We start from the raw sequence: 7,996 nt of genomic DNA on the forward strand, positions 1-7,996 counted from the left end.
CATTCGAGAGAGAGGGCTTTTTAAAAGTCCTTTCTTTTGAAAAAATGTCTTTATCTCCCCCCTAAAAGTTGCATTAATTAGTTGAATCTAGTAAACAAAAAAAACCCATTCAACTGAATGAATAGGATTTATAGGGTTTAGCATAAATTTTTATCGTTTTATCATCAATCTCAACATCCTTAAAGATCCCCCTTTCTTTAGTTTGTTTTTGACCATAAACTTCGTTCACCTCAAGTACCGGCGTCAGACATACATCAAAATTTATCGACTTATTAACCCATTCATCCCGCGTTTCTGTTTTAAATAAATCTTCGAGTTTTTGTTTGTCAAAAACTCCGATTATGAGATCCCTATTTTTAGCTGTTTTCCATGATGGCCGGTCCACCATGTCGCAGAACGAGTTCCAAAATTTTGGTTCCAAAGCCCCTAAGGCGATCCATTTTTTATCGGCATATTCATATACGTTATAATTGACCATATAGCTGCTTAAAAAAGGTGTTTGCTCGTAATCTTCATCTCCTTGCAACATCCCCTGGGCTATTTCTCCAATGGCGAGTGTGGCGTCATGCAAGGAAACATCGAAATATTGTGCTTTTTGTTGTATTCTTCGTGCCAGCAAACCACTACTTCATGCAGCAACCAACATAAAAGAACCGCCCGCAATATCCGGTACTTGAAATCCGGGAATTACCGGTTTTCCATTTTCATTCTTGTTCATGCTCAACAAACCGGTTTCTGCCATATAATTTAAATCATGGCCTGCAACGCGTTTTTTATCACCAGTTTGTCCATAACCCGTTACCGAAACATATACTATTTTAGGGTTGATTTTTTTTACCGTTTCAAATGACAGATTAAATCCTTCCATTGCTCCGGGACGAAACTGTTCGACCAAAACATCAGCTGTTCTTATCTGTTCCACAATCTGTTGGTAACCTTCCGGGGTTTCATAATCTACCACTATCTGCTTTTTGCAATGATTCAATGTATGGAATAAGGTGCAAACCCTATTAATTTGCGGCCGATAAAAGCAGCAGTAATCCATCCGTTTGGAACTCTCAATTTTTATAATCTCGGCACCCATCTGACTCAGCATATGGGTGCCGAGAGGACCGGGCAATAAACGGCTAAAGTCTAAAATTTTATTCCTTTTAATGGCAAAATTTCTTGCATAGAAATTAATTCACGGGTCATTACTTATAAAAAATTATAGACCTTCTAAATTATTTATTTCAAGAATCAGTTCTTTTGGGACAGGGATTTTCATTTGGGTTTTGTAATCAAATGGAATTATTTCCTGTGTTTTGATGGCCACTAACTTCCCCAAATTTTCACTGTAATAAAATGACTTCAGTATTATCCTATCTGTTTTAATTTCCTCCATTTTGGTTCCAATGTAAATCTTATCAGGATAAATCACAGGAACAATATATTTAATCGATTGAAAACCTAAAATGGGAGCGAATTTAATTTGCTTTTTTTCGGGAGAAAATAGCCCAAGGGCAAAAAAATAATCAATCCGGGCCGTTTCACCCCATTTGACATAGACCACATTATTAACGTGTTGCATCGCATCCATATCACCCCATTGTACTTTAATGGTTGATATGACCTTATATTCTTTTAATAGCTCTTTCATTATTTTAAAATATCTTTAAGCAATCCACGTGCAATTAATATTTTCATGATTTCATTGGTTCCAGCATAGATTCGTGCTACACGATTATCAGCATACATGCGAGCAATCGGGTAATCCCACATATAACCGTAACCTCCAAATAATTGCAAACATTCATCAACAACTTTACAGCACATGTCGGTCGCTGAATATTTAATCATCGAAGCACTTTCCGTTGTTAATTTATCTTCCGTCATTAATTCGATGCACCGATCCAGAAAAGCCTGATGTATTTGCATTTGTGAGGCGCATTCCGCTAATTTAAATTGCGTGTTTTGAAATCCGGCAATAGGTGTTTTAAAAGCAGTACGTTGCGTTGTGTAAGCGACCGTGTTTTCGATGGCACCTTCTGCGCCCGCAACAGCATAAATACCAACCGTTAGTCGTTCTCGTGCCAATTCTTTCATCATGATTTTAAACCCCATTTTTTCGTCACCAAGTCGGTTTTCCTTTGGCACTTTTACATTATCAAAGAATAACTCTGCGGTATCCTGAGACTTCATTCCGATTTTTTTAAATGGGATTCCTTTATTGAAACCCTCCATTGATGACTCCATAATAAGCAGCGTAACTCCCTCATTTTCGGTTTTGGGATTGGTTTTTACGGCCACAATTGCCATATCACACATAAAGCCATTGGTAATGAAGGTTTTTTGCCCATTCACTAAATAATGATCCCCCTTATCTTCTGCCGTTGTGCGAAGTGCTTGCAAATCACTTCCACAATTAGGCTCGGTCATTCCTATAGCGGTAATAAATTCCCCTTTAGCCATTAATGGTAAATACTTTTGCTTTTGTGCCTCAGTTCCATATTTTAAGATATAAGGTGCCACAATATCGGAATGCAAAGAAAAACCAGGACCACTGATTCCTTTTTTGGCTAATTCTTCGATGAACAAAGCATTAAATGTAAAATCTAATCCTGCACCACCATATTGTTCTGGCATATCCAAACACAATAACCCCAATTCTCCGGCTCGCTTCCATATTTCACGACTTACCATTCCATTTTTTTCCCACTCATCTATTTGATCCACAATTTCATTTGCAATGAATTCTTGAATCATTGCTTGCATCATTTTATGTTCTTCTGATGCATAAATCTTACGTTCTAATAATATATTCTGAAGCATTTTGTTTTATTATTTATAGTTTATACTCTTTTAATTCTTGTAGAAAACACGATTCGTTCCAGCTGTTTTTATTCTCTCTTTTAAACTTTCCGGTAAGGCAAATCGTTCTCCATATTTAAGTGCTAATTTTTCGCTGTACAAAGCAAACTCCGGTGCTCCCACATAATCAATGTACGACATCACACCTCCGGTATGAATGGGGAAACCCAATCCCAAAATGGAACCAACGTCAGCGTCTTTAGGCTCTCGAATAATGCCTGAGTCTAAACACTTATATGAATCGATGACCATGGCTAATAGCAACCTTTTACCCACTTCCTCTTCATCAAAACTGGCTTGGGGTGGATAAATAGTTGCCCATTCTTTCCAAATTAATTTTTTTTCGTTTTTAGGATAATCATAAAAACCTTGACCTTCCTTTTTACCGGTTCTGCGATGAACTTTGATAATGTTAATTAATGTGTTTTTCAATTGAATTTCATGCGTGGTTAAATTTGGGTCTTCGCTCATAATTGCCAGCATCAATTGTAAATTAACTTCATCTGAAACAGCTAAAGGCCCCACTGGCATCCCTATTTTTTTTGCCACATTTTCAATAACTGCGGGTGGTACCCCTTCGGTGAGCATTGTAATTCCTTCATTTATATATTTTCCAAATACTCTTGACGTGAAAAATCCTCGACCATCGTTTACTATTATGGGTACTTTTCTAATTGAGGTGACATAGTCAATTGCTGCTGCCAATGTTTTTTCGCTTGTTTCCTTACCTACAATAACTTCCACCAACTGCATTTTTTCCACCGGGGAAAAGAAATGCAACCCTATAAATTTATCCATATTGGTCGATGCTTTGGCAAGTTGCGATATGGGTATCGTTGAAGTATTGGATGCATAAATAACCTCTTTTTTAATCACTTTTTCGGTTTCAAAGGTCACTTGATTTTTAAGTTTTTCGTTTTCAAAAACGGCTTCAATGATCAATTCACAACTGGCCAAATCAGTATCCGAATCAGACGGCTGAATTTTTTCAAGCAACGCCTCTATTTTGCCTTGAGTTGTTAATCCGTTTTCTAGTTTTTTCTGTTCTTGTGCTTTTACATAGTCTTTGCCATTTTGTGCTTTTGACAGGCTCACATCTTTTAAAACGACCTCAATACCAGCTTTGGCATTTACATAAGCAATGCCTGCCCCCATCATTCCAGCCCCTATAATGCCCACTTTTTTGAAAGAAGCATTGTCGTATCCTTTTGGCTTTGATTTGCCTTTGGCCGCATCGTTAATAAACAAGAAGGAAGCCCTAATTATATTTTTGGTCTCCTTGCTAAATAAGGTATCCACAAAATACCTCGCCTCGATTTCCAACGCTTTATCGATATTACAAGCGGCGCCGTAATAAATGGCGCTTAACACATTTTTAATATGCGGCAAATTCCCATGCGTTGTTTTATAAACCATCGCATTAGCGACACTAAAAAACTCGCTGATGCCCGAGACTTGTCCTACACCCAATGGGGTTCCTGGAACTTTAAATTTTTTATTATCCCAAGGTTGCTCCGTTGTTCCCTTATTTATTATCCAATTTTTAGCCAAGGAATTGATGTCCTCTTGTGGGGTACAAACCGCATCGACAAGCCCATCTTTCAATGCTTGCTCTGCTGTTAATTTTTTAGCTTGTGTGATATATTGAATCGTTTTTTGTGAGCCAATCATTCTCAAAAAGCGTTGTGTCCCTCCTGCTCCAGGAAATAGACCTACTGAACATTCCACTAATCCAATATGGCTTTTGGGATGATTGCTCATAATTCTGTGATGGCAAGCCAATGCGACTTCACAACCACCACCAAGCGCTAGTCCATTTATGGCAGCCACAACCGGCTTGCCGCATCTTTCCATCTCCCTCAAATTGGTATTGGTCTGCATCAGCATATCAAAACATTCTTGTTTGGATTTGTCATAATTTAAAAACCACTTTAAATCGCCGCCGGCTATAAAATCCTTTTTGGCAGAATTAATAACAATCCCTTTTACGGCATCGTCATCTATGGCTCTTTTTATGGTTGAAAAAAACTCCGCTATCGTATATTCATTCATCACGTTAACGGGCGAATCCGCTACATCCCAAGTAACAAAAGCAATTCCGTCATTGTCGACATTATATTTTATATGTTTCCCATTCATATTTTTCTATTTACTGTTTTTAATCGATCATATGCAATTTGCACATCAACATTCGTGTTAGCATCAAATATTTGTTATGCTCATTTCACAATCTAAAGGATAATACTTTTTTAAATACGTTCAATAATAGTTGCTATCCCCATTCCACCTCCCACACATAAAGTTGCTAAAGCCGTGCTTTTATTTTGGCGCTCCACTTCATCCAAAGCGGTTCCTAAAATCATACAACCTGTTGCCCCTAAAGGATGGCCCATGGCAATTGCGCCTCCATTGACATTTACTATAGAATGATCTACCTTTAGATGATCCATCAGGCGCAAGGGAACCACTGCAAAAGCTTCGTTAACTTCAAAAATATCTATATCGCCAACGCTCATATTGGCATTTCGCAACGCTTTTTTAGTGGCCGGAATTGGACCTTCAAGCATGATTAGCGGTTCGCTGCCAATTACAGCACCCATTTTTATTATCGCTCGTGGTTTCAAGCCAAGTTTTTCTCCAATTTCTTTGGAACCAATTAACATTAATGATGCGCCATCAACAATTCCAGACGAATTACCGGCATGATGTACGTGATCGATTTTTTGAATCTCTAAGTATTTATCGATGGCCGTTTGGTCAAACAACATTTCCCCCATCTTTTCAAAAGCTGGAGATAAGTTGGATAGGATTTGTAAAGTGGTATGTTCCCTAATATATTCATCATGCGCCAAATGGATCAAACCATTGACATCCGTTATGGGAATAATAGATTTATCAAAAAATCCGTTTTGTTGGGCAATGGCTGCCCGTTTTTGTGAAGCTACGGCAAAGCTGTCTACATCGTTTCGAGAATAGCCAAACTTAGTGGCTATCAAATCGGCAGAAATCCCTTGGGGCACAAATTTTCCAAAAGCGGCGTCAGGTTCCATTACCCATGCAGAACCATCCAAACCCATAGGTACACGAGACATGGATTCTACACCGCCCGCAATAATTAAATTAGACCATCCTGATTTAATCATGGCAGCCCCTTGATTAATGGCCTCTAAGCCTGATGCGCAATACCGATTTAAAGAAACTGCTGATAAATGGTCTCCATAATTAGAACACTGAGCAGCAACTTTCGCAATATTCCCCCCTTGTTCGCCAATCTGGGTAACACAGCCCACTATTAAATCCTCAACTAAGGTAGTGTCTAAATTATTTCTTTCTTTTAAAGCGCTTAGCAAAGTCGTTAATAATTGAACCGGGCTAACCGGCGCTAAAGAACCGTTACCTTTTCCAATTCCCCTTGGCGTTCTCACTGAGTCATAGATATATGCTTCCATTTTTTACATTTAAAGTTACCATACGGTAACATATATTAAAAAATGTAACCATACGGTAACAAATATAGTTTTATTTATTTAATTTTGAATTATTAATATAAATAATTAAAGTCTTAATATTGCAAATAAACATAAGGCTACATTTTTAATTCCATATGAAACAATACACCGAAGAAACATTTCATTTCGATTTGTCAAATGAAAAAATACAAAGCGCTGTTATCTTTTTAAATAGTGAGGTAGCGTTAACGGATAAAGAGTTTGCCATAAAAGCCTATTTGTATGTTCGTGATACCTGGTCCTATTATCCCTACCGATTTAGTTTAATCAATGAAGATTGGAAAGCCTCGGAATTAATAGCGCATAAAAAGGGTCACTGCATAGACAAAGTAGTGATTTTGATTGCGATTCTAAGAGCGGCCCATATTCCGGCAAGATTAGGATTGGCGAAAGTAAAAAACCACATCGCAGTGGATCATATTGTCGAAAAATTTGGTTCAGATGTATTGGTCCCGCACGGATACATAGAAATTTATCTGGACCACAAATGGATTAAAGCAACCCCTGCCTTCAATAAGGAATTATGCGGGTTACTGAACGTTCATGTCCTTGAATTTGACGGAGAAACCGACTCTGTATTCCAAGAATTTGACCAAACCGGGAATCAAGTTTTCATGGAATATCTAGAGGATTACGGAACTTTTAACGAAGTCCCACTGTCATTTATGTTTGAATTGATGAAAGAACATTACCCCAAAATAAAAGAAACAGGAATCACTTTGGGAAGTGTCTTACACTTAAACAATTTATAATGAAAAAAGACAGAGCTGCAACAGAAGAAAAAATTTACAAAGCCTTTTTATACATTCTTGAGGAAAAAGGACCACAAGGCGTTGGAATTAATGCGATTGCAAAAGAGGCCGGTGTTTCAAAAACACTTATCTATCGTTATTTTGGAGGAATGAAAGGTTTGTTACTCAGTTTTGCCCAAAAAGGCGATTTTTTTAAATCGCTTTTAGCCATTGACGCAAAAAAAGATAATCTGGAAAATTTAAAAAATTTCGTCAAAGAAGGAACAAAAGAACTTCGGGAAAATGTTTTAACGCAGGAAATTTTGCGTTGGCAACTACTTGAAAACAATGATGACACGAAAAGTCTTTTCAAATATTTTAATGCCCAAGTTGGAAAAACATTTACGATAAACGAAAAGGATGACTCGCTTAATTCTGCATTTCAACTCATGATTGGAGGATATGTTTATTTTACCTTGTTGTCTAAATTTAATAAAACATTTATCACAACCGATTTAACGTCAGAAGCTACATGGAAAAACTATGACGATGCTATTTTAAAAACAATAGAAATGTTCAGTAAATTATAAAGCTCAGGAAATCATAAATATTACTGACACTAATTTATCTCATAATGCTATGTTTTCCACAAGCAATTGCAAAGGTAGATATGCAAATAAAAAATAGACATTAAGTTAAGCTACATTTTTGCATTTAAGTCTTTCAATCCAATCTCAAGATCTATAATGAATCATTATCAAACCATATTGAACTATTTTGATAACAGAATCACAAATGCTTCGGCTGAATCTTTCAATTCTAAAATTAAAACTTTTTAATCGTAATTTAGAGGTGTTCAAAAATTGATTTTTTCTTATTCAGATTATCTAATCTTTTTAGGTAATA

The 7,996-nt window shown here is 36.9% G+C and carries 6 protein-coding genes and 2 pseudogenes; 3 read left to right on the plus strand and 5 right to left on the minus strand.

What is annotated here, in order from left to right; all coding sequences use genetic code 11:
• Window positions 1-109: 109 nt before the first annotated feature.
• The 5 genes and pseudogenes from BMZ76_RS16275 to BMZ76_RS15565 all read right to left on the minus strand — a co-directional run bounded on the left by BMZ76_RS16275 (window position 110) and on the right by BMZ76_RS15565 (window position 6,299).
• A pseudogene (locus tag BMZ76_RS16275) lies at window positions 110-1,183 on the minus strand (CaiB/BaiF CoA transferase family protein).
• A gap of 24 nt (window positions 1,184-1,207) precedes the next feature.
• Complete coding sequence (locus BMZ76_RS15550; RefSeq protein ID WP_091209238.1) at window positions 1,208-1,639, minus strand: acyl-CoA thioesterase; 432 nt, start codon at window positions 1,637-1,639, stop codon at window positions 1,208-1,210.
• Window positions 1,639-2,811 (minus strand): acyl-CoA dehydrogenase family protein, encoded by a 1,173-nt coding sequence (locus tag BMZ76_RS15555; RefSeq protein WP_091209241.1) that lies wholly within the window; start codon window positions 2,809-2,811, stop codon window positions 1,639-1,641. The genes BMZ76_RS15550 and BMZ76_RS15555 overlap by 1 nt, the downstream gene beginning before the upstream one ends.
• A 30-nt stretch (window positions 2,812-2,841) precedes the next feature.
• On the minus strand, window positions 2,842-4,989 hold the full coding sequence (locus BMZ76_RS15560) for a 3-hydroxyacyl-CoA dehydrogenase NAD-binding domain-containing protein (protein ID WP_091209244.1): 2,148 nt from the start codon (window positions 4,987-4,989) through the stop codon (window positions 2,842-2,844).
• A gap of 110 nt (window positions 4,990-5,099) precedes the next feature.
• Window positions 5,100-6,299, minus strand: a complete 1,200-nt coding sequence (locus BMZ76_RS15565; protein WP_091209248.1) for an acetyl-CoA C-acetyltransferase — start codon at window positions 6,297-6,299, stop codon at window positions 5,100-5,102.
• A gap of 155 nt (window positions 6,300-6,454) precedes the next feature.
• Between BMZ76_RS15565 and BMZ76_RS15570 the strand changes: the two genes are divergently transcribed.
• The 3 genes and pseudogenes from BMZ76_RS15570 to BMZ76_RS16280 form a co-directional block, all read left to right on the plus strand.
• Complete coding sequence (locus BMZ76_RS15570; protein WP_091209252.1) at window positions 6,455-7,111, plus strand: transglutaminase-like domain-containing protein; 657 nt, start codon at window positions 6,455-6,457, stop codon at window positions 7,109-7,111.
• Window positions 7,111-7,680: a TetR/AcrR family transcriptional regulator gene (locus tag BMZ76_RS15575; protein ID WP_091209256.1), complete on the plus strand. Its 570-nt coding sequence runs from the start codon at window positions 7,111-7,113 to the stop codon at window positions 7,678-7,680. The genes BMZ76_RS15570 and BMZ76_RS15575 overlap by 1 nt, the downstream gene beginning before the upstream one ends.
• A 123-nt stretch (window positions 7,681-7,803) precedes the next feature.
• Window positions 7,804-7,935, plus strand: a pseudogene (locus BMZ76_RS16280) (transposase); the annotation flags it as partial.
• Window positions 7,936-7,996: the final 61 nt, after the last annotated feature.

The organism is Flavobacterium xueshanense, from assembly GCF_900112975.1.
Taxonomy (GTDB): Bacteria; Bacteroidota; Bacteroidia; order Flavobacteriales; family Flavobacteriaceae; genus Flavobacterium; species Flavobacterium xueshanense.

Coding starts and splice junctions, on each gene's coding strand:
- BMZ76_RS15555 (WP_091209241.1), bottom strand. CDS start 2,811: ATGCTTCAGAATATATTATTAGAACGTAAGATTTATGCATCAGAAGAA.
- BMZ76_RS15570 (WP_091209252.1), top strand. CDS start 6,455: ATGAAACAATACACCGAAGAAACATTTCATTTCGATTTGTCAAATGAA.
- BMZ76_RS15550 (WP_091209238.1), bottom strand. CDS start 1,639: ATGAAAGAGCTATTAAAAGAATATAAGGTCATATCAACCATTAAAGTA.
- BMZ76_RS15575 (WP_091209256.1), top strand. CDS start 7,111: ATGAAAAAAGACAGAGCTGCAACAGAAGAAAAAATTTACAAAGCCTTT.
- BMZ76_RS15560 (WP_091209244.1), bottom strand. CDS start 4,989: ATGAATGGGAAACATATAAAATATAATGTCGACAATGACGGAATTGCT.
- BMZ76_RS15565 (WP_091209248.1), bottom strand. CDS start 6,299: ATGGAAGCATATATCTATGACTCAGTGAGAACGCCAAGGGGAATTGGA.